Here is a 19,777-nt window from a genome sequence, read left to right on the forward strand (position 1 = left end):
ACCGCACGCCTGTACGCCAGCGGATCTCGCCCGTACAATGCTCCGTCATTTCTCGTCATCAGCAACCGACAACGGCCAACCATGCGCACCAGTCAATTTTTGCTCGCCACACAGAAAGAAACGCCTTCCGACGCGGTTGTAGTCAGCCATCAGCTGATGCTGCGCGCCGGCATGATCCGCAAACTCGCCTCGGGCCTCTACACCTGGCTGCCGATGGGCTTGCGAGTGATGCGCAAGGTCGAAGCCATCGTTCGTGAAGAAATGAACGCAGCCGGCTCTCTCGAAGTGTTGATGCCGAGCACCCAACCGGCTGAGCTGTGGCAGGAATCCGGTCGCTGGGAAGAGTACGGCCCTGAATTGCTGCGTTTCAAGGATCGCCACGGCCGCGATTTCTGCGCCGGCCCGACTCACGAAGAAGTGATCACCGATCTGATGCGCAATGAATTGAGCAGCTACAAACAGCTGCCAATCAACCTGTATCAAATCCAGACCAAGTTCCGCGATGAAATCCGCCCACGTTTCGGCTTGATGCGCGGCCGCGAATTCATCATGAAGGATGCGTACTCGTTCCACGCCGACCAGGCATCGCTGCAGGTCACCTACGACCGCATGCACCAAGCGTACTGCAACGTGTTCACCCGCCTGGGCCTGAAATTCCGCCCGGTTGAAGCCGACAACGGTTCGATCGGTGGTGCCGGCTCCCACGAGTTCCACGTACTGGCCGATTCCGGTGAAGACGATATCGTCTTCAGCAACGGTTCCGACTACGCCGCGAACATCGAGAAAGCAGAAGCCGTACCGCGTGAAACGTCTCGCCCTGCGCCAGCCGAAGAGCTGCGCCTGGTCGACACACCGAACGCCAAAACCATCGCGCAACTGGTCGAAGGCTTCAACCTGCCGATCGAGAAAACCATCAAGACCCTGGTGGTTCACGCTGAAGAGAAAGGCAAGCTGATTGCCCTGATCATCCGCGGCGACCACGAACTGAACGAAATCAAGGCCGCCAACCAGCCTGGCGTAGCCAGCCCGCTGGTCATGGCCTCCGAAAGCGAACTGCGCGACGCCATTGGCGCCGGCGCCGGCTCCCTCGGCCCGCTGAACCTGCCACTGCCGATCATCATCGACCGCTCCGTCGAACTGATGAGCGACTTCGGCATCGGCGCCAACATCGACGACAAGCACTACTTCGGCGTGAACTGGGAGCGCGATCTGCCCGTTCCGACCGTTGCCGACCTGCGCAACGTTGTCGCTGGCGACCCAAGCCCGGACGGCAAGGGCACCCTGGAAATCAAGCGCGGCATCGAAGTCGGGCACATCTTCCAGCTGGGCAACAAGTACAGCAAGGCGATGAAGTGCGAAGTGCTGGGCGAGAACGGCAAGCCGGTCACCCTGGAAATGGGTTGCTACGGCATTGGCGTTTCCCGCGTGGTGGCTGCGGCCATCGAGCAGAACAACGACGCCAACGGGATCATCTGGAGCGACACCCTGGCCCCGTTCCAGGTTGCTCTGGTGCCACTGCGCTACGAAACCGAACAGGTTCGCGAAGCCACCGACAAGCTGTATGCAGAGCTGACTGGCGCAGGCTTCGAAGTGCTGCTCGACGACCGCGACAAGAAAACCAGCCCGGGCATCAAGTTCGCGGACATGGAGCTGATCGGCATTCCTCACCGGATCGTGGTCAGTGACCGCGGCCTCGCCGAAGGCAATCTGGAATACAAGAGCCGCACCGAACCTGAAGCGCAAGCGCTGCCGGTCGCTGACGTGCTGTCGTTCCTCCAGGCCCGCATCCGCCGCTGACACCAGATAGAGAAGTCATGTTCAAGCGAAACACCTTAGGCCTCGGTGGTGCCGCCCTGTGCGGCACCCTGCTGGTCAGTGGCTGTGCCAATCACATGTCACAACGCAGCGAGCACGAGGAACGTGTCGAGCGCAAATTGCTCGATCACAGCCTGCAGATCGATGTCGGCGAGCCCAAGGTGCTCGAATTGCCGCAACGTCGGGTGAAAATCCACGAGCAGAAGACGTTCGAAGTCACGGAGTTCGAAGTCACGCGCCACTACGATCGCTATACGCCTTATCAACCCTGGCGGGAGGTTTACGAAATTCCGCTGGGCGCGGTGGCCGTGGTGGCTGGCGTCGGCGCGAATGTGGTCAACGTGTTCGCCCTCGGCAATCTACCGGACAGCGTGACGAAAGACTGGCTGAGCTACGGTATCGCCGGGCTCAACCCGTTCATGAACATGCCATCCCATGGTCGAGCGCAGCAGAACCTGGCGGGCATCGACGAGGTTCAGCGCGACAAGCGCACTGAATACTCGAGCCTTCCGTGGAGCGAGCGCCCGGTGCAGGTCAAGGCCGGCAAGGAAACGTTCGAGCTGACCACCGATAAAAACGGTGTTTTACGCCTGAACCTGCTGGACACTCCGTTCGCCGAACATGACATCAATCATCTGACTCGACTGCTGATTAGTGTCGAAGACGGTCAGGACGATGTGCACACCGACTCGTCGCTGGCAGTCAGCAGCGGCTTGCGTGGCAAGTTGCTCGAAGCCCACGGGTTGATTTACGACGACCTGGAAGACGACGAAGTGAGCCAGTGGGTACACCGGGTCAAACGCCTGTCGGAACTGGGCCTGGAAGAGGAAGCCAGCGAACTGGAACAAAGCCTGATCGAACTGACTCGCAACGATCCCGAGCTGCAGAACGAATTCCTCAAGTCTTTGACCAAGGATGCCGGACGATTGGTGGCGGATCCGGGACCGAATTAAGCCCCCTTAAAAGATCGTCCGCAGGGGCGATCTTTTGCTTTCAGGTCTCAACGCTCAAACAACTCCATCTGCTCGAACCCGCCCCGCAAATCCTCCAGCCTCACCCCAACCCCCAGTAATCGAACCGGTTTGCCGCCGCGATTGAACGCCTGCGTCAGCAGCAACTGATAACTCCCCAAACTCCGCCCTGCCCCGGCCTGCTCCAGGGTCGTCTGGGTAAAATCGTGGAATTTCACTTTGACGAACGGCTTGCCGGGCCGATAGCTGCTATCGATTCGCGCCATGCGACCCGCCAGGGTTTCCAGCAGCTCGGGCAGCTTGTCCAGGCAACTCACCAGATCCGGGAGATCCACGTCGTAGGTGTTTTCAACACTGATCGACTGTCGACGACTGTCGTTATGCACCAGCCGGTCGTCGATCCCACGGGCCAGGTTCCAGAGTCGTTCGCCGAAACTGCCGAATTCACGCACCAGCGCCAACTTGTCCCATTCGCGCAGGTGTGAACAATCGACAATACCGAGTCGGCCCAGCTTGTCGGCAGTCACTTTCCCGACGCCGTGCAGCTTGCTGACTGGCAAACCGCTGACAAAATCCTCGACCTGATCCGGCGTAATGACGAACAAACCATTGGGCTTCTTCCAGTCACTGGCAATTTTGGCGAGAAACTTGTTCGGTGCCACGCCCGCCGACACGGTGATGTGCAGTTGATTAGAGACGCGACGGCGAATGTCCTGGGCAATACGTGTGGCGCTGCCGCCGAAATGCGCACTGTCCGACACGTCAAGGTAGGCTTCATCGAGGGAAAGTGGCTCGATCAGGTCGGTGTAATCACGAAAGATCGTGTGAATTTCCTTCGATGCTTCTCTATAAGCCTCCATGCGCGGCTTGACGATGGTCAGGTCCGGGCACAGCTTCAAGGCATGCCCGGAAGACATCGCCGAGCGCACGCCATAGGCCCGCGCCTCGTAGTTGCAGGTGGCGATAACCCCACGTCTATCCGCCGAACCACCCACTGCCAGCGGTTTACCCGCCAGGCGCGGGTCGTCACGCATCTCGATGGCGGCGTAGAAGCAATCACAATCGACGTGGATGATTTTTCGCTGCGTCATATAAAAGCGGTGTTCATGTGAAGAAATGGAGTGTTACCGAGTCAGACCGGCAGTATCTCACTGGCACCTGTATATAGCACCAGTAGTCTGAATGTTCTTTTCCTCATGTAGGAAAAGTGCCGGTGAATTTATTTTCTCAATCGAAAAGCATCACCCAATAGAGCTGAAAGCCTTGTCATACCTGACTTGCGGGCAGATCCAACTGGCTGGTTCGACCGCTAAGCGATTGAACAGGAACAGGTTTTTTCCAGATTGAGGTTGACAGCCCAGCGTTCCTCTGTAGAATGCCGACACACAGACGCGGGATGGAGCAGTCTGGTAGCTCGTCGGGCTCATAACCCGAAGGTCGTCGGTTCAAATCCGGCTCCCGCAACCAAACATCAAAAAAGGCTACTCGAAAGAGTGGCCTTTTTTGTGCGCGTCTGTTTTGTGAAGTGAGTGCTTTAATGAACAGAACCTCCTTTCGCTGGCGAAACCAAGAAATCGTTCTGATTCCGAAACTTAAGGCTCGGCTGCGACCGTTCGCCGCTCATTTACGCTTATTTGACCCTTCTGGGGATTAACGGTTGACACCCCAGCGTTCCTCTGTAGAATGCCGCCACACAGACGCGGGATGGAGCAGTCTGGTAGCTCGTCGGGCTCATAACCCGAAGGTCGTCGGTTCAAATCCGGCTCCCGCAACCAAACATCAAAAAAGGCTGCTCGAAAGAGTGGCCTTTTTTGTATCTATTGAAAAAGTCCTTTCGCAACAATGACCTGTCACTGTGTAGTGAAGCGTTCCGGATCAACGAAGCTCTGAGACCAGACTATGCTGAATCGCACACAGAACCCTCTACCACTGATGACATGCCCTCACCGCTACCCGGTGAGAGGCGTTAATATTTGTGATTATTTTTTTCTACAGGGATTGGTAACTTGGCTCGATACCTCCATCCTGTCGCGCACAATCCAAGAGGTGATTGATGCGCGCCAACTCGTCTGATCCACAAGACACCGTCACAGCGACACAACCGATCAAGGCCGAGCGTCTGCGCTTGCTGGATCTGGTCAGCAAATATCGTCAGCCCATTGGCTTGGCGGTCACTCTGCTGTTGTTCGCTATCGCGCTGATTGCCTGTCGTCATCTGCTGAGCGAGCTCGACCTGTACGCTTTGCACGACTCTATCCTTGAAGTTCCCAAGCCTGCACTGCTTGGGGCACTGGGTGCGACCGTGGCCGGGTTCATTATTCTGCTGGGATATGAATGGTCGGCCAGTCGCTACGCAGGTGTGACATTGGCGCCGCGCATTCTGGCGCTCGGCGGCTTTACCGCGTTCGCCATCGGCAATGCCATTGGCCTGTCCATGCTCTCGGGTGGCTCGGTTCGCTACCGTTTATATGCGCGTCATGGTCTGGGGGCTTCAGACGTCGCCCACATGACCTTGTTCGCCAGCCTCTCGCTGGGTTGCGCCCTGCCACCACTGGCCGCCTTGGCGACGCTGAGCAACCTGCCTGCCGCCTCTACCGCTCTGGGCCTGTCCGAACTATTGCTGGGGACGATCGCCGCTGCCGTATTGCTGCTCTTTTCGGTGCTGGCCATCGGCATCTACCGCCGTCGACTGCCGGAGCAACCCTATCCCGACAACTTGATGGTCAAGGTCGGCCGGCGCACTTTGCGTCTTCCCGGCCGTCGCCTGACGTTCCTGCAACTTGTCATTACCGCCTTGGACGTAGCCGCCGCCGCAACCGTGCTGTATCTGTTGCTGCCGGAAGCCCCTCCGTTCGGCGCCTTCATGCTGGTGTACCTGCTGGCCCTGGCCGCCGGCGTGCTCAGTCATGTACCCGGCGGCGTCGGCGTGTTCGAAGCGATTCTGCTGGCGGCCTTCGCCGACAAACTCGGCGCGGCGCCACTGGCAGCCGCACTGCTGTTGTATCGCTTGATCTATGTGATTCTGCCGCTGCTGGTGGCTTGCCTGATGCTGCTGATCAACGAAGGTCAGCGCCTGTTCCAGACGCGCCAATCATTGCGGGCCGCGTCCGGCCTGGCCGCGCCGATCCTGTCGGTGCTGGTGTTCCTGTCGGGCGTGGTGTTGCTGTTCTCCGGCGTGACGCCGGAAATCGACACCCGCCTGGAACATATCGGCTTTCTGATTCCGCACCGACTGGTCGACGCCTCGCACTTCGGCGCCAGCCTGGTCGGTGTTCTCTGCCTATTGCTGGCCCAAGGCCTGCGCCGCCGATTGTCAGCCGCATGGATGCTGACCACCATTCTATTGCTGGTGGGCGCCCTGCTCTCCCTGCTTAAAGGTTTCGACTGGGAAGAAGCTTGCCTGATGACCCTCATCGCGAGCCTGCTTGGGGTCTTTCGCCGTTCGTTCTATCGCCCGAGCCGTCTGACCGAACTGCCGTTTTCGCCGCTGTACCTGGTGTCCAGCCTGTGCGTGCTCGGTGCGTCGATCTGGTTGCTGCTGTTTGCCTATCAGGACGTTCCGTACAGCCATCAACTCTGGTGGCAGTTCACCCTCGACGCCGATGCCCCGCGTGGCCTGCGCTCGTTGCTCGGCGCGGCGGTGCTGCTGGTGGTGGTGTCCCTGACCTGGCTGCTGCGCACCGCGCGTCCGGTGATCCATCTGCCGACACCGGATGAACTGGACCGCGCGGTGAAGATCCTCATGGCTTCCGCGCAACCGGACGGCGGCCTGGCCCTGACCGGTGACAAGGCGCTGCTGTTTCACCCTAACGACCAGGCGTTCCTGATGTACGCCCGCCGTGGGCGCAGCCTGGTGGCCTTGTACGACCCGATCGGTCCGACCCAGCAACGGGCGGAGATGATCTGGCAGTTCCGCGACCTGTGCGACCTGCACCACGCGCGCCCCGTGTTCTATCAAGTGCGCGCCGAGAACCTGCCTTACTACATGGACATCGGCCTGACCGCGATCAAACTGGGCGAAGAAGCCCGGGTCGATCTCAAGCGCTTTGATCTCGAAGCCAAGGGCAAAGAGATGAAAGACCTGCGCTACACCTGGAACCGGGGCACCCGTGATGGCCTGTCGCTGGAGATCTTCGAGCCGGGGCAAGCGCCGATGGACGAGCTCAAGGTGATTTCCGATGCCTGGCTGACCGGCAAGAACGTGCGCGAGAAAGGTTTCTCGCTCGGCCGCTTCAGCGATGACTACCTGGAGCATTTCCGGGTGGCGGTGATTCGTTTCGAAGGGCGCCCGGTGGCGTTCGCCAACCTGCTCGAGACGTACGGCCATGAACTGGCCAGCCTCGACCTGATGCGCGCGCACCCTGACGCTCCCAAGCTGACCATGGAATTCATGATGATCGGCTTGATTCAACATTATAAAAATCATGGATACGCGCGTTTCAGCCTGGGCATGGTGCCGCTGTCGGGGTTGCAACCCCGGCGTGGCGCCCCTCTGACCCAGCGCCTGGGTTCGATGGTATTCCGCCGTGGTGAGCAGCTCTACAATTTCCAAGGCTTGCGCCGCTTCAAAGACAAATTCCAGCCTGACTGGGAACCCCGTTATATGGCCGTGCCCGCCGGACTCGATCCGCTGGTTGCCCTGGCCGATACTGCTGCCCTGATTGCGGGCGGCTTGACTGGATTGGTGAAACGCTGATGATTCGACGCTCCTTGCGGTACGTACTGGCCACACTGGTAGTGCTGGCCCTGATTCTGGGTGGCGGTTACTGGTACCTGAAACGTCCGGCGCCGGAACCGACCCTCGAACGGCTGACGCCCGCCGATGGCGCCGCGATCACGCGGGTCATCCCAGGGAAAACGCCACGCGCCCAGGTGTTGGTAGCGGTCAACGATGAACAAAAGCTCAGCGACCAGCAATTGCTGACCTTGAGCCGCACCGCTTCGGCACAGATTGTTCAGGTCATTTTGCCCAAGGACTGCTTGCTGCAAAGTCGAGCATTGCAATCGGGCCTTAGAGAACTCAAAGGCCCGGCGACCCTGGTCAGTGGTATCGGTCCTGGTGCCGTGCTGGCCTGGCGCTGGTTGTCCGAACAGAAGAACGACAAGGCCCAGGCCGTTTCGGTGGACCTGGCCCTGGAAAAACCGGGTTGCACGCACCTGCTGCCCAAAAGTGCTGCTCACGGCCACTGGCTGGTGGCATGGAACGACAACCCGGATGACACCAGTGCCGGCTTCGTGCGCGACCAACCCAATGCCGAAACCAGCATCAGCGACTACGACATCAACCTGCCGCAAGTGCTGAACAACGAACTGCGCAAAATTCTCGTCGGTGGCGACAAAGCCTCTGGCGGCTTGCAGATTCCAGTGGTCGAAGTGCCTGCAGGTCAGGCCAAGGACACCGTCACCCTGTTCCTCTCCGGTGACGGTGGCTGGCGCGACCTGGACCGCGACGTCGCGGGCGAAATGGCCAAGATCGGTTACCCGGTCGTTGGCATCGACACCCTGCGCTACTACTGGCAGCACAAGAGCCCGGAGCAAAGCGCGCTGGACCTCGCCGAACTGATGCAACACTACCGGCAGAAATGGGGCACCAAGCGCTTCATCCTGACCGGTTATTCGTTCGGCGCCGACGTCCTGCCGGCGATCTACAACCGCTTGGCCGAATCGGAACAGCAGCGCGTCGACGCAATCATCCTGCTGGCCTTCGCCCGCACCGGCAGCTTCGAGATCGAAGTCGAAGGCTGGCTGGGCAACGCCGGCAAAGAAGCCGCCACTGGCCCGGAAATGGCCAAGCTGCCGCCGGAGAAAGTGGTGTGCATCTACGGTGCAGAAGAAGTCGACGAAAGCGGCTGCACCGACAAGACCGCCGTGGGCGAAGCGATGAAACTGCCTGGCGGCCATCACTTCGACGAGAACTACCCGGCGCTGGCCCAGCGGTTGGTGGACATCATCGTCAAGCGGCAGGCCAAGGACGGAGCGACGGCTCAGGAGTGATCTGAACCGCCCACAAAAAGCCCCCGTTACCTCACAGTAACGGGGGCTTTTTCATTCCAGCCAACTCAGCATAATCCTTGTGGGAGCGAGCCTGCTCTTAGTCTTTACCGGCGTACCGTGTCCGCAGGTCGTCGTGACTAACTAGCCTGCCCTGATCAAAACCGGTCAAACGCTCCGCAGCCGCCGCTTCAACGCGAAGATCCCCAAGTTCGTTGAGCATTTCCTGATAGGCATCGACATTGATAATGACCGCTGCGGGCTGATTATTTTTGAAAATGACCAAACGCTCAGTGGCACGGCTGGAGATCTCCTTGAGTCGCGCTCTGAAGCCCCTGACCATTGCAGCCGACGATATTGCCTGGTCTGCACACGCTAGTGATGTCTTCACATTCATCCCTCTTCACAATCGTGCAAATTTGAGCACACAGCTCAACGTATCGTTTACTTCTGGTGTAGCAATATCAGATGACGCCCGCAGACCTTGTAGGCAAACTCCGAATCTCGTGTTTGGGCACTTTGCCGCCTTGTTGCGCGTTTCTTCGACGGGATAGTCTCCGGACGTCGCTGACCTTTCAGCGATCGGGCTTGGAAACCCGTCGAATCGTAGCGCACCAGCGCCCCATCATGACTGCAGAGGTTTTCAAGACTGCGATCCTGAGTTATGGCGGCTGTGCGTGGGACGCCTTTGGGCGTGCCGGTTCCATGGTTCCCGGTTTTCCAACCTGCGTACAGCCGCCACCTATTCGCTTGGAAACGAACGTGGCGACTCCTCGAACCCTGGAGAAAGACCATGACAAAAACAGATCAATCCGCAATTTCAGAACTAAAAACCATCGGCTTCACCCCCCTCATCTACTGCCAGGATGAGGCGTTATTCAACGTCCGCGCCGGCGTGCCCATCGTTGATGCCTTGTCACAAGCCTCCGACCTGCTGTTCCTCGCCAAATCATTTACCGAGGACGCCGCCTACGCAAAAGACACCGACCGCCATGCCTGGGCTGCGCATTACCTGACGGCGATGGGCAAGGCCGTGATTGATGATGTGGTGAAGGTGCTGACGCCGCGACCAGAGCGGACGAAGACTGAATCAGAAGAACAGCCGCCCGAAAGCAAGTAACACCGAAAATCCCTTGTGGGAGCGGCTTGCCCGCAATGACGGCAGCAGATCCAGCACTGTTGTGACAGACCTGCCGCTATCGCGGGCAAGCCTGCTCCCACAGGGTTCTTCGTTGGGTTGAGATCAAATGCCAGTCAATAAAACGCCCCCGCTGCCTTCATGGCAACGGGGGCTTTTTGATGTCGCTTACATCTCGACCTGTGTACCCAGCTCAATCACCCGGTTCAGCGGCAGATTGAAGAAGCGCAGGTTGCCGTTGGCGTTCTTGAGCATGAACGCGAACAACGCCTCGCGCCAGCGGGCCATGCCTTCGAGTTTGGAGGCGATGACCGTTTCGCGGCTGAGGAAGTAGGTGGTGCGCATCGGACTGAAGTCCAGGTCGTCGAGGTGGCAGAGTTTCAGCGCTTGCGGCACGTCCGGCTCGTCGACGAAACCGAAGTGCAGGATCACCCGGAAGAAGCCTTCGCCGTAGGAATCGACCTCAAAACGCCGTGATGTCGGCACCCGCGGGATGTCTTCGTACACCACCGTCAGCAGCACCACTTGCTCATGCAGCACCTGGTTATGCAGCAGGTTGTGCAACAACGCGTGGGGTACGGCGTCCGGGCGCGCAGTCAGGAACACGGCGGTGCCCTGGACGCGGTGCGGCGGTTGCACAGCGATACTGCTGATGAAGATCGGCAGCGGCAATCCGCCTTCGTCGAGACGTTCGACCAGCAGTTGCTTGCCACGTTTCCAGGTGGTCATCAGCACGAACAGCGCGATACCGGCGATCACCGGGAAAGCCCCGCCCTGAACGATTTTCGGCACGTTGGCGGCGAAGTACAGGCCGTCGACCAACAGGAAACCGATCGACAGCGGCACCGCGATGATTGGTGGCCACTTCCACAGCAGCAACATCACGGCCGACACCAGCACGGTGGTCATCAGCATCGTACCCGTCACCGCCACGCCGTAGGCCGAAGCCAGGGCACCGGAGGATTCGAAGCCGAGCACCAGCAGGATCACGCCGATCATCAGCGCCCAGTTAACCGCGCCAATGTAGATCTGGCCCTGTTCGGCACTGGAAGTGTGCTGGATGTGCATGCGCGGAATGTAACCGAGCTGGATCGCCTGACGGGTCAGGGAGAACGCACCGGAAATCACCGCCTGGGAGGCAATCACCGTGGCCAGGGTCGACAAGCCGACCAGCGGAATCAACGCCCAGCTCGGTGCCAACAGGTAGAACGGGTTGCGAGCGGCTTCTGGATCACCCAGCAGTAGCGCGCCCTGACCGAAGTAATTCAGCACCAGCGCCGGCAACACCAGGATGAACCAGGCACGGGCAATCGGCTTGCGGCCGAAGTGGCCCATGTCGGCGTACAGGGCCTCGGCGCCGGTCAGCGCCAGCACCACTGCGCCAAGAATTGCTACGCCCATGCCCGGGTGGTCGATGAAGAAGCGCACGCCCCAAACCGGGTTTATCGCGTGCAACACTTCCGGGTGCTGGAGAATGCCGTGGACGCCCAAGGCACCCAGCACCACAAACCACGTCACCATGATCGGCCCGAACAGAATGCCGATGCGCGCGGTGCCGTGACTCTGGATCAGAAACAGCGCGACAAGCACGATCAACGACAGCGGCACCACCCAATGGTCGATGCCATCGAACGCCAGGCCCAGGCCTTCAATGGCCGAGAGCACGGAAATCGCCGGGGTGATCATACTGTCGCCATAGAACAGCGCCGCGCCGATCAATCCGCAGACCACCAGCAAGGTGCGCAGTTTCGGATACCCCGACGCGGCCCGCCGAGCCAGCGCGGTCAAGGCCATGATCCCGCCCTCGCCCTGGTTGTCGGCGCGCAGCACGAACATCATGTATTTAAACGACACAACCCAGATCAGCGACCAGAAAATCAGCGCCAGGATGCCCAGCACGCCGTCATGGTTGACGGGTACGCCATAGCCGCCGGAGAACACTTCCTTGAGGGTGTACAGCGGGCTTGTGCCGATATCGCCGTAAACCACACCCACCGCCGCGACCAGCATGCCGATCGGCTTTGCCGCCGAATGCTCAGCGCTTGCAGCCTGACTACTTGCCTGCCCCATCCAAAACTCCTACTACTCAGACCCGGACTTCTTATAAGAAGCACTATGCTTTGCCGTGCAGCATGCGCTGTTTTACTTAAGGTTACAGACGATTTATTGACTGTAAAAATTCGGTAAAGCGTAACGGCGCGAAGCATAGCGCAGCACTCGTCGTATTTCCCTGCATAAAGCTGGTCAAGTGAGCCTCTCATCGCTAGAATTGCGCACTTTTTGACCAGAGGCGCAACATAGCGCCCGTCTGTCGCCTTGCCGTCTTCGGCTGGAGGCGTCCCAAATACCGAGGTTAGACATGTCCACCACTCCCGCGCCGGCCAATCCAAAAGTTGGCTTCGTATCCCTGGGTTGCCCCAAAGCACTGGTCGACTCCGAGCGCATCCTTACCCAGCTGCGCATGGAAGGCTATGACGTCGTGTCCACTTACGAGGACGCCGACGTCGTGGTGGTCAACACCTGCGGTTTCATCGACTCGGCCAAGGCTGAGTCTCTGGAAGTCATCGGCGAAGCCATCAAGGAAAACGGCAAGGTCATCGTGACCGGCTGCATGGGCGTCGAAGAAGGCAACATTCGCAAGGTACACCCAAGCGTGCTGGCCGTAACCGGTCCGCAGCAGTACGAGCAAGTGGTCAACGCGGTGCATGACGCCGTGCCGCCGCGTCAGGATCACAACCCGCTGATCGACCTGGTGCCGCCGCAAGGAATCAAACTGACCCCGCGCCACTACGCCTATCTGAAGATTTCCGAAGGCTGCAACCACAGCTGCAGTTTCTGCATCATCCCTTCGATGCGCGGCAAACTGGTCAGCCGTCCGGTCGGTGACGTGCTCGACGAAGCCCAACGCCTGGTCAAGGCTGGCGTCAAAGAGCTGTTGGTGATCTCGCAAGACACCAGCGCCTACGGCGTCGACGTGAAATACCGCACCGGCTTCTGGAACGGCGCGCCGGTGAAAACCCGCATGACCGAACTCTGCGAAGCCCTGAGCACCCTCGGCGTCTGGGTTCGCCTGCACTACGTTTACCCGTACCCGCACGTCGACGAGCTGATCCCGCTGATGGCCGCCGGTAAAATCCTGCCGTACCTGGACATCCCGTTCCAGCACGCCAGCCCGAAAGTCCTGAAAGCGATGAAACGCCCGGCCTTCGAAGACAAGACCCTGGCGCGCATCAAGAACTGGCGCGAGATCTGCCCGGACCTGATCATCCGTTCGACCTTCATCGTCGGCTTCCCCGGCGAAACCGAAGAAGACTTCCAGTACCTGCTGGACTGGCTGACCGAAGCGCAGCTGGACCGCGTCGGCTGCTTCCAGTACTCGCCGGTCGAAGGCGCCCCGGCCAACCTGCTGGACGCGGCCATCGTGCCGGACGACGTCAAGCAAGACCGTTGGGACCGCTTCATGGCGCACCAGCAAGCCATCAGCTCGGCGCGCCTGCAACTGCGCATCGGCCGCGAGATCGAAGTGCTGGTCGATGAAGTCGACGAGCAAGGCGCGGTCGGCCGCTGCTTCTTCGATGCCCCGGAAATCGACGGCAACGTGTTCATCGACAACGGCAGCAACCTCAAGCCGGGTGACAAGGTCTGGTGCAAAGTCACCGACGCCGACGAATACGACCTGTGGGCTGAACAGATCTAAACGCAAAAAATACACACAGCCCCGCTCTTTTGACGAGATGCGGGGCTTTTTTACGTCTATCGTTTTGTGGAGAAAGGACTCGCACAATCAACGGTAAAAGGGGCAGCCGGCCATGCGCCAACACTCGGTCATCCACACGCCGAAACAGAGCGACTACGAAGAACTCACCCGTGTATGGGAAGCCTCGGTGCGCGCCACCCATGACTTCCTGCCGAACAGCTACATCGAACTGCTGAGGAACCTGGTACTGACCCGCTACCTCGATGCAGTGATGCTGATCTGCACCAAGGACACGCGCCAGCGCATCACCGGGTTTGCCGGGGTCGCCGCGGGCAAGATCGAAATGCTCTTCATTGACCCGGCCCATCGCGGCCAGGGTTTGGGCAAGCAGTTGCTGCGCTATGCCATGGAAAATTTGAACGCCGATGAGCTGGACGTCAACGAACAGAACCCGCAGGCGCTGGGTTTCTACTTCAAACAAGGCTTTGAGGTGATTGGTCGTTCGGAATTCGATGGCATGGGCCAGCCCTATCCGTTGTTGCATATGCGCTTGCGCCAGGCGCACCCATTGACGCGCAATGGCTGACACAACATCGAACAATGTGGGAGCCAGCTCCCACATTAAAAGCACATGCGGCAAATGGAGCCGGGATTAACCGGCGCCACGCAGGTACAATGCCCACCCCTTTTTTGTTACGGCCCTGTCATGACTGACCCGATTCGTCTCTCCAAACGCCTCATCGAACTCGTCGGCTGTTCCCGTCGGGAGGCTGAGCTGTTCATCGAGGGCGGCTGGGTCACCGTGGACGGCGAAGTCATCGACGAGCCTCAGTTCAAGGTCGACACTCAGAAAGTCGAGCTCGACCCGGAGGCCAAGGCCACCGCGCCGGAGCCGGTGACCATTCTGTTCAACGTACCGGCCGGGATGGACGCGGAAACGGCGATGGCAACCATCAGCGCCGAGACCCTGAGCGAAGAACACCGCTTCAGCAAACGTCCGCTCAAGGGCCACTTCCTGCGGCTGACCGCCAGCACCGACCTGCAAGCCAACGCCAGCGGTCTGCTGGTGTTCACCCAGGACTGGAAGATCTTGCGCAAACTGACTGCCGATTCCGCCAAGATCGAGCAAGAGTATGTGGTCGAGGTTGAAGGCGACATGGTGGCTCACGGCCTCAACCGCCTGAACCATGGCCTGACTTACAAGGGCAAGGAACTGCCGCCGGTCAAGGCCAGCTGGCAGAACGAAAATCGCCTGCGCTTTGCGATGAAGAACCCACAACCGGGCGTGATCGCCCTGTTTTGCCAAGCCGTCGGCCTGAAGGTCGTCGCCATCCGCCGCATCCGCATTGGCGGAGTGTCCATCGGTAAAGTGCCGCTGGGGCAATGGCGCTACCTGTCCGGCAAAGAAAAGTTCTAAGACTTTTCACGCCGCCATACATTTCGGCGCCGCTGTTTATGCGGCGCCCACTGCTGAATATCAGGACTGCACACCATGATCCATAACGACGTACTGCGCAGCGTGCGCTACATGCTCGACATCAGCGACAAGAAAGTCATCGAGATCATCAAGCTCGGCGGCATGGACGTCACCCTGGCAGACCTGCTGACCTACCTGGACAAGAAAGAGGAAGACGAAGAAGGCTTCGTGCGTTGCCCGGACGAAGTCATGGCGCATTTCCTCGACGGCCTGGTGATCTTCAAGCGCGGCAAGGACGAGAGCCGTCCACCGCAGCCGATTGAAGTGCCGGTGACCAACAACATCATCCTGAAAAAACTGCGCGTGGCCTTCGAACTCAAAGAAGACGATATGCACGCCATCCTCAAGGCGTCCGAGTTTCCGGTGTCCAAGCCCGAGCTGAGTGCGCTGTTCCGCAAGGTCGGCCACAGCAATTACCGGGCGTGCGGCGACCAGTTGCTGCGCAACTTCCTCAAGGGGCTCACTCTTCGAGTGAGAGCGTAAAGGCAGCTGCAAGCTGCAAGCGGATCGTGTCTGCTTGCAGCTTGCAGCTTGAAACGTGCAGCTGGGCCGAATGGCCCCCCATTCCTCGCAAAAATAGTGGCTCCGCTTCCAGCGGCTGACGACTAGGGTGTAATGACCCTCAGCTCTCAGGATTCGCCATGCACCCGTACTTTTCCCTGCAAGGCCGCACCGCTCTGGTGACCGGCGGCACCCGCGGTATCGGCAAGATGATCGCCAAGGCCTACGTCGAGGCTGGCGCCAGCGTTTATGTATGTGCCCGTGATGCCGACGCCTGCCGGCAAACCGCCGATGAATTGAGCGCCTTTGGGGTTTGTCATGCGGTGGCTGCCAATCTGGCTCATGAGGAAGGCGTCCAGCAATTGGCGGCGCACCTGAGTGAACAGATCGGTCAACTGGACATTCTGGTGAACAATGCTGGCACCACATGGGGCGCGCCGCTTGAGAGTTACCCGGTCAAGGGCTGGGAGAAAGTCATGCAGCTCAACGTGACGTCAGTGTTCAACTGCATCCAGCAGTTTTTGCCGTTGCTGCGAAAGGCCGGTTCACCAGCGAATCCGGCACGGATCATCAATATCGGTTCGGTGGCCGGGATTTCTTCCTTTGGTGAAGAGGCGTATGCCTATGGCCCGAGTAAAGCTGCCCTGCATCAACTGTCGCGAATCCTGGCCCGGGAACTGGTGAGCCAGCACATCAACGTCAACGTCATTGCGCCGGGCCGTTTCCCGAGCAAGATGACCCAGCACATCGGCAATGATGAGCAGGCACTGGCGAACGATACGGCACTGATTCCGATGAAGCGCTGGGGCCGGGAAGAAGAGATGGCGGCGCTGGCGATCAGCCTGGCGAGCACGGCGGGCGCGTATATGACCGGGAATATCATTCCGCTGGACGGTGGCTTTAGCCTCTGATCCGCATGATCGTTCCCACACTGATCGTTCCCATGCTCTGCGTGGGAATGCAGCCCGGGACGCTCCGCGTCCCAAAAGCGGACGCAGAGCGTCCATTGAAGCATTCCCACACAGAGCGTGGGAACGATCTTAGGGTGGGTTATCATGCCCGCCTCTTACCCGCTTCGACCCCAGACCATGACCTACAGCGTTTCCCCCATCGGCTTCGTGCGCTCCTGCTTCAAGGAGAAATTCGCCATACCGCGCCAACCGCAACTGGCCCCGGCCGCTCGCGGCGTGCTGGAGTTGGTGGCACCGTTCGATCAAGGTGACGCGGTGCAAGGTCTGGAGCAGGTCAGCCATGTCTGGCTGTTGTTCCTGTTTCATCAAGCCCTTGAAGAAAAACCACGCCTGAAAGTCCGCCCGCCTCGTCTGGGCGGCAACAAATCCATGGGCGTATTTGCCACCCGCGCGACGCATCGGCCCAATGGCATCGGTCAATCCGTGGTGAAGCTGGACAAGGTCGAAGCCAATCGGTTGTGGATCTCGGGAATAGACCTGCTCGACGGCACGCCGATTCTCGACATCAAACCGTATGTACCTTACGCGGACATCATCGACACGGCCTCCAATAGCATCGCCAGCGCTGCGCCATCGTTGATTCCCGTGCTTTGGACGGACTCAGCGCTGCAACAGGCTCATAGCCATGCTCAGCGTCTTGAAGAGCCATTGGTGGCACTGATCGAGCAATGCCTGGCACAAGACCCACGGCCGGCGTACCAGATTCCTGCGCCAGAGCGCGAATACGGGGCGCAATTCTGGGATCTGGATGTGCGCTGGCATTATCCCGAGGCTGGCGTAATCCGCGTCCTTGAAGTCATCCCCGCCTCCGTAGGAGCTGTCGAGTGAAACGAGGCTGCGATCTTTTGATCTTGTTTTTCAAAAAGACAAGATCAAAAGATCGCAGCCTCGTTTCACTCGACAGCTCCTACATAGCTCCCGCAAGGTTTGTGACGGGCATAAAAAACCCCCATTGCCTGCAAGGGCAATGGGGGTTTTCAGGTGTGCTTACTTCTCGACGAACGCACGCTCGATCAGGTAGTCACCCGGCTCGCGCATCCGCGGCGAAACCTTCAAACCGAAGCTGTTCAGTACTTCGCTGGTCTCGTCGAGCATGCTCGGGCTGCCGCACAGCATGGCGCGGTCGTCCTGCGGGTTGATCGGTGGCAGACCGATGTCGCTGAACAGCTTGCCGCTGCGCATAAGGTCGGTCAGGCGACCTTCGTTCTCGAACGGCTCGCGGGTCACGGTCGGGTAGTAGATCAACTTGTCACGCAGCGCTTCGCCGAAGAACTCGTTCTGCGGCAGGTGCTCGGTGATGAACTCGCGGTAAGCGACTTCATTGACGTACCGTACGCCGTGGCACAGGATCACTTTTTCGAAACGCTCGTAGGTTTCCGGGTCCTGGATGACGCTCATGAACGGCGCCAGACCGGTACCGGTGCTGAGCAGGTACAAATGTTTGCCAGGCTTCAAGTCATCCAGCACCAGCGTGCCGGTAGGCTTCTTGCTGATGATGATCTCGTCGCCTTCCTTCAGATGCTGCAACTGGGAGGTCAGCGGGCCATCAGGCACCTTGATGCTGAAGAACTCGAGATGCTCTTCCCAGTTCGGGCTGGCAATCGAGTACGCGCGCATGAGTGGCCGGCCGTTGGGCTGCTGCAGGCCGATCATCACGAACTGACCGTTCTCGAAGCGCAGGCCCGGATCGCGGGTGCACTTGAAGCTGAACAGAGTGTCGTTCCAGTGGTGAACACTGAGGACACGCTCGTGGTTCATGTTGCTCATGTACGTGGGACTCCTGGAGATTTGCCTGCGCCGATGATGTGCGCAATTGCATCGCATTCTAATGGCAGCGACAATATCTGTTAAATGGATTATTAAGATAAGGGTTATCGGTTATATAGATATGCGATTTACTCTCCGTCAACTTCAAGTATTCGTCGCCGTCGCCCAGCAGGAAAGCGTATCCCGTGCCGCGGGCTTGCTCAACCTCTCGCAATCGGCGGCGAGCACCTCGATCACCGAGCTAGAGCGCCAGTCCAGCTGCCAGCTGTTCGACCGCGCCGGCAAACGGCTGAGCCTTAACGCCTTGGGCAAACAGCTATTGCCGCAAGCTGTGGCGCTGCTCGATCAGGCCAAGGAAATCGAAGACCTGCTCAACGGCAAGTCCGGTTTCGGCTCCCTGGCAGTCGGCGCGACCCTGACCATCGGCAATTACCTGGCGACGTTGCTGATCGGCAGCTTCATGCAGCTCCATCCCGAAAGCCAGGTGAAGCTGCATGTACAGAACACAGCCAATATCGTGCAACAAGTCGCCCACTACGAAATTGATCTGGGTCTAATCGAAGGCGACTGCAGCCACCCGGACATCGAAGTGCAAAGTTGGGTCGAGGATGAACTGGTGGTGTTTTGTGCGCCTCAGCATCCACTGGCCAAGCGCGGGAAGGCGAGCATGGAGGAGCTGACCCACGAGGCGTGGATCCTGCGCGAGCAAGGCTCTGGCACACGGCTGACCTTCGATCAGGCGATGCGTCACCATCGCAGCGCGCTCAATATCCGACTCGAGCTGGAACACACCGAAGCGATCAAACGCGCGGTAGAGTCAGGATTGGGGATTGGCTGTATTTCGAGATTGGCACTGCGCGATGCCTTCCGCCGCGGCAGTCTGGTGCCGGTGGAAACGCCAGATCTGGACCTGGCGCGACAGTTCTATTTCATCTGGCACAAACAGAAATATCAGACTTCGGCGATGCGCGAGTTTCTCGACCTGTGCCGCGCTTTCACCGCCGGGGTGCAGCGCAGCGACGAGATCGTCCTGCCCACCATCGCTTAAAGCAGAATCACTGCCCACACCAGCGCGATCATGCTCAGCGCCACGAGCTGAGCGGCACTGCCCATGTCCTTGGCGTTCTTGGACAGCGGGTGCAACTCAAGGGAAATGCGGTCGATGGCCGCTTCCACGGCCGAATTGAGCAATTCGACAATCAACGCCAACAGGCAGACCGCGATCAGCAACGCCTGCTCGACACGGCTGACGTTCAGAAAGAACGAAAGCGGGATCAGGATGACATTCAGCAGCACCAGTTGCCGAAAAGCCGCTTCGCCGGTAAAGGCTGCGCGCAGGCCGTCCAGTGAGTAACCGGAGGCGTTAAGGATACGTTTTAGGCCGGTTTGGCCTTTGAAAGGTGACATAGAGTGGGCAACTGACCAAAAAAGAGTGGGAAAGCTAGATCA

17 protein-coding genes and 2 tRNA genes are annotated in these 19,777 nt (G+C 59.3%); 14 read left to right on the plus strand and 5 right to left on the minus strand.

Annotated elements, in window-relative coordinates; genetic code table 11:
* Positions 1 to 81 precede the first annotated feature (81 nt).
* Positions 82 to 1,797 carry a proline--tRNA ligase gene (locus tag BLQ41_RS29000; protein WP_090187660.1) on the plus strand — a complete coding sequence of 572 codons (1,716 nt, stop codon included), beginning with the start codon at positions 82 to 84 and terminating at the stop codon, positions 1,795 to 1,797.
* A 17-nt stretch (positions 1,798 to 1,814) separates the two neighbouring features.
* The gene (locus BLQ41_RS29005) at positions 1,815 to 2,768 is read left to right on the plus strand and encodes a hypothetical protein (protein WP_090187663.1); all 954 of its coding nucleotides are present in this window, start codon (positions 1,815 to 1,817) and stop codon (positions 2,766 to 2,768) included.
* Between the two features lie 47 nt (positions 2,769 to 2,815).
* Here BLQ41_RS29005 and dinB read toward each other — a convergent pair whose 3' ends face one another.
* Entirely contained in the window at positions 2,816 to 3,877 is a 1,062-nt protein-coding gene (gene dinB, locus BLQ41_RS29010) for a DNA polymerase IV (protein ID WP_090187665.1), read from the minus strand.
* A gap of 299 nt (positions 3,878 to 4,176) precedes the next feature.
* Here dinB and BLQ41_RS29015 point away from each other — a divergent pair.
* From BLQ41_RS29015 to BLQ41_RS29030, 4 genes are all read left to right on the plus strand, one after another.
* Positions 4,177 to 4,253, plus strand: a tRNA-Met gene (locus BLQ41_RS29015).
* 231 nt (positions 4,254 to 4,484) lie between these two features.
* Positions 4,485 to 4,561 (plus strand) — tRNA-Met (locus BLQ41_RS29020).
* Positions 4,562 to 4,839: 278 nt separating this feature from the next.
* Positions 4,840 to 7,482 carry a bifunctional lysylphosphatidylglycerol flippase/synthetase MprF gene (mprF, locus tag BLQ41_RS29025; protein ID WP_090187668.1) on the plus strand — a complete coding sequence of 881 codons (2,643 nt, stop codon included), beginning with the start codon at positions 4,840 to 4,842 and terminating at the stop codon, positions 7,480 to 7,482.
* Positions 7,482 to 8,780 (plus strand): virulence factor family protein, encoded by a 1,299-nt coding sequence (locus BLQ41_RS29030; protein WP_090187671.1) that lies wholly within the window; start codon positions 7,482 to 7,484, stop codon positions 8,778 to 8,780. The genes mprF and BLQ41_RS29030 overlap by 1 nt, the downstream gene beginning before the upstream one ends.
* 97 nt (positions 8,781 to 8,877) lie before the next feature.
* Here BLQ41_RS29030 and BLQ41_RS29035 read toward each other — a convergent pair whose 3' ends face one another.
* Positions 8,878 to 9,174: a type II toxin-antitoxin system Phd/YefM family antitoxin gene (locus tag BLQ41_RS29035; protein ID WP_090187673.1), complete on the minus strand. Its 297-nt coding sequence runs from the start codon at positions 9,172 to 9,174 to the stop codon at positions 8,878 to 8,880.
* A gap of 396 nt (positions 9,175 to 9,570) precedes the next feature.
* Between BLQ41_RS29035 and BLQ41_RS29040 the strand changes: the two genes are divergently transcribed.
* Complete coding sequence (locus BLQ41_RS29040) at positions 9,571 to 9,897, plus strand: DUF3077 domain-containing protein (RefSeq protein ID WP_090187676.1); 327 nt, start codon at positions 9,571 to 9,573, stop codon at positions 9,895 to 9,897.
* Positions 9,898 to 10,083: 186 nt separating this feature from the next.
* On the opposite strand, the gene BLQ41_RS29045 is transcribed toward BLQ41_RS29040, so the two are convergent.
* A complete protein-coding gene (locus BLQ41_RS29045) occupies positions 10,084 to 11,985 on the minus strand; it encodes a potassium transporter Kup (protein ID WP_090187679.1) in 1,902 nt (633 codons plus the stop codon).
* A 289-nt stretch (positions 11,986 to 12,274) separates the two neighbouring features.
* On the opposite strand from BLQ41_RS29045, the gene rimO reads away from it, so the two are divergent.
* The 6 genes from rimO (at position 12,275) to tsaA (ending at position 17,389) form a co-directional block, all read left to right on the plus strand.
* Positions 12,275 to 13,612 carry a 30S ribosomal protein S12 methylthiotransferase RimO gene (rimO, locus tag BLQ41_RS29050; RefSeq protein WP_059181533.1) on the plus strand — a complete coding sequence of 446 codons (1,338 nt, stop codon included), beginning with the start codon at positions 12,275 to 12,277 and terminating at the stop codon, positions 13,610 to 13,612.
* Positions 13,613 to 13,724: 112 nt separating this feature from the next.
* Entirely contained in the window at positions 13,725 to 14,198 is a 474-nt protein-coding gene (locus BLQ41_RS29055; protein ID WP_090187682.1) for a GNAT family N-acetyltransferase, read from the plus strand.
* A 120-nt stretch (positions 14,199 to 14,318) separates the two neighbouring features.
* Positions 14,319 to 15,029 (plus strand): rRNA pseudouridine synthase, encoded by a 711-nt coding sequence (locus tag BLQ41_RS29060; protein ID WP_090187685.1) that lies wholly within the window; start codon positions 14,319 to 14,321, stop codon positions 15,027 to 15,029.
* 75 nt (positions 15,030 to 15,104) lie between these two features.
* On the plus strand, positions 15,105 to 15,572 hold the full coding sequence (locus BLQ41_RS29065; protein ID WP_090187687.1) for a YehS family protein: 468 nt from the start codon (positions 15,105 to 15,107) through the stop codon (positions 15,570 to 15,572).
* 158 nt (positions 15,573 to 15,730) lie between these two features.
* The gene (locus BLQ41_RS29070; RefSeq protein ID WP_090187690.1) at positions 15,731 to 16,501 is read left to right on the plus strand and encodes an SDR family oxidoreductase; all 771 of its coding nucleotides are present in this window, start codon (positions 15,731 to 15,733) and stop codon (positions 16,499 to 16,501) included.
* Positions 16,502 to 16,678: 177 nt separating this feature from the next.
* On the plus strand, positions 16,679 to 17,389 hold the full coding sequence (gene tsaA / locus BLQ41_RS29075) for a tRNA (N6-threonylcarbamoyladenosine(37)-N6)-methyltransferase TrmO (RefSeq protein WP_090187694.1): 711 nt from the start codon (positions 16,679 to 16,681) through the stop codon (positions 17,387 to 17,389).
* A 159-nt stretch (positions 17,390 to 17,548) separates the two neighbouring features.
* Here tsaA and fpr read toward each other — a convergent pair whose 3' ends face one another.
* Complete coding sequence (gene fpr, locus BLQ41_RS29080) at positions 17,549 to 18,328, minus strand: ferredoxin-NADP reductase (protein ID WP_003443014.1); 780 nt, start codon at positions 18,326 to 18,328, stop codon at positions 17,549 to 17,551.
* Positions 18,329 to 18,449: 121 nt separating this feature from the next.
* Between fpr and BLQ41_RS29085 the strand changes: the two genes are divergently transcribed.
* Positions 18,450 to 19,376: a LysR family transcriptional regulator gene (locus tag BLQ41_RS29085; protein WP_090187698.1), complete on the plus strand. Its 927-nt coding sequence runs from the start codon at positions 18,450 to 18,452 to the stop codon at positions 19,374 to 19,376.
* Here BLQ41_RS29085 and BLQ41_RS29090 read toward each other — a convergent pair.
* Positions 19,373 to 19,735 (minus strand): diacylglycerol kinase, encoded by a 363-nt coding sequence (locus tag BLQ41_RS29090; RefSeq protein ID WP_008153979.1) that lies wholly within the window; start codon positions 19,733 to 19,735, stop codon positions 19,373 to 19,375. The two genes, BLQ41_RS29085 and BLQ41_RS29090, sit on opposite strands and share 4 nt — an antisense overlap.
* Positions 19,736 to 19,777: the final 42 nt, after the last annotated feature.

This window comes from Pseudomonas arsenicoxydans (assembly GCF_900103875.1).
Lineage (GTDB): Bacteria > Pseudomonadota > Gammaproteobacteria > Pseudomonadales > Pseudomonadaceae > Aquipseudomonas > Aquipseudomonas arsenicoxydans.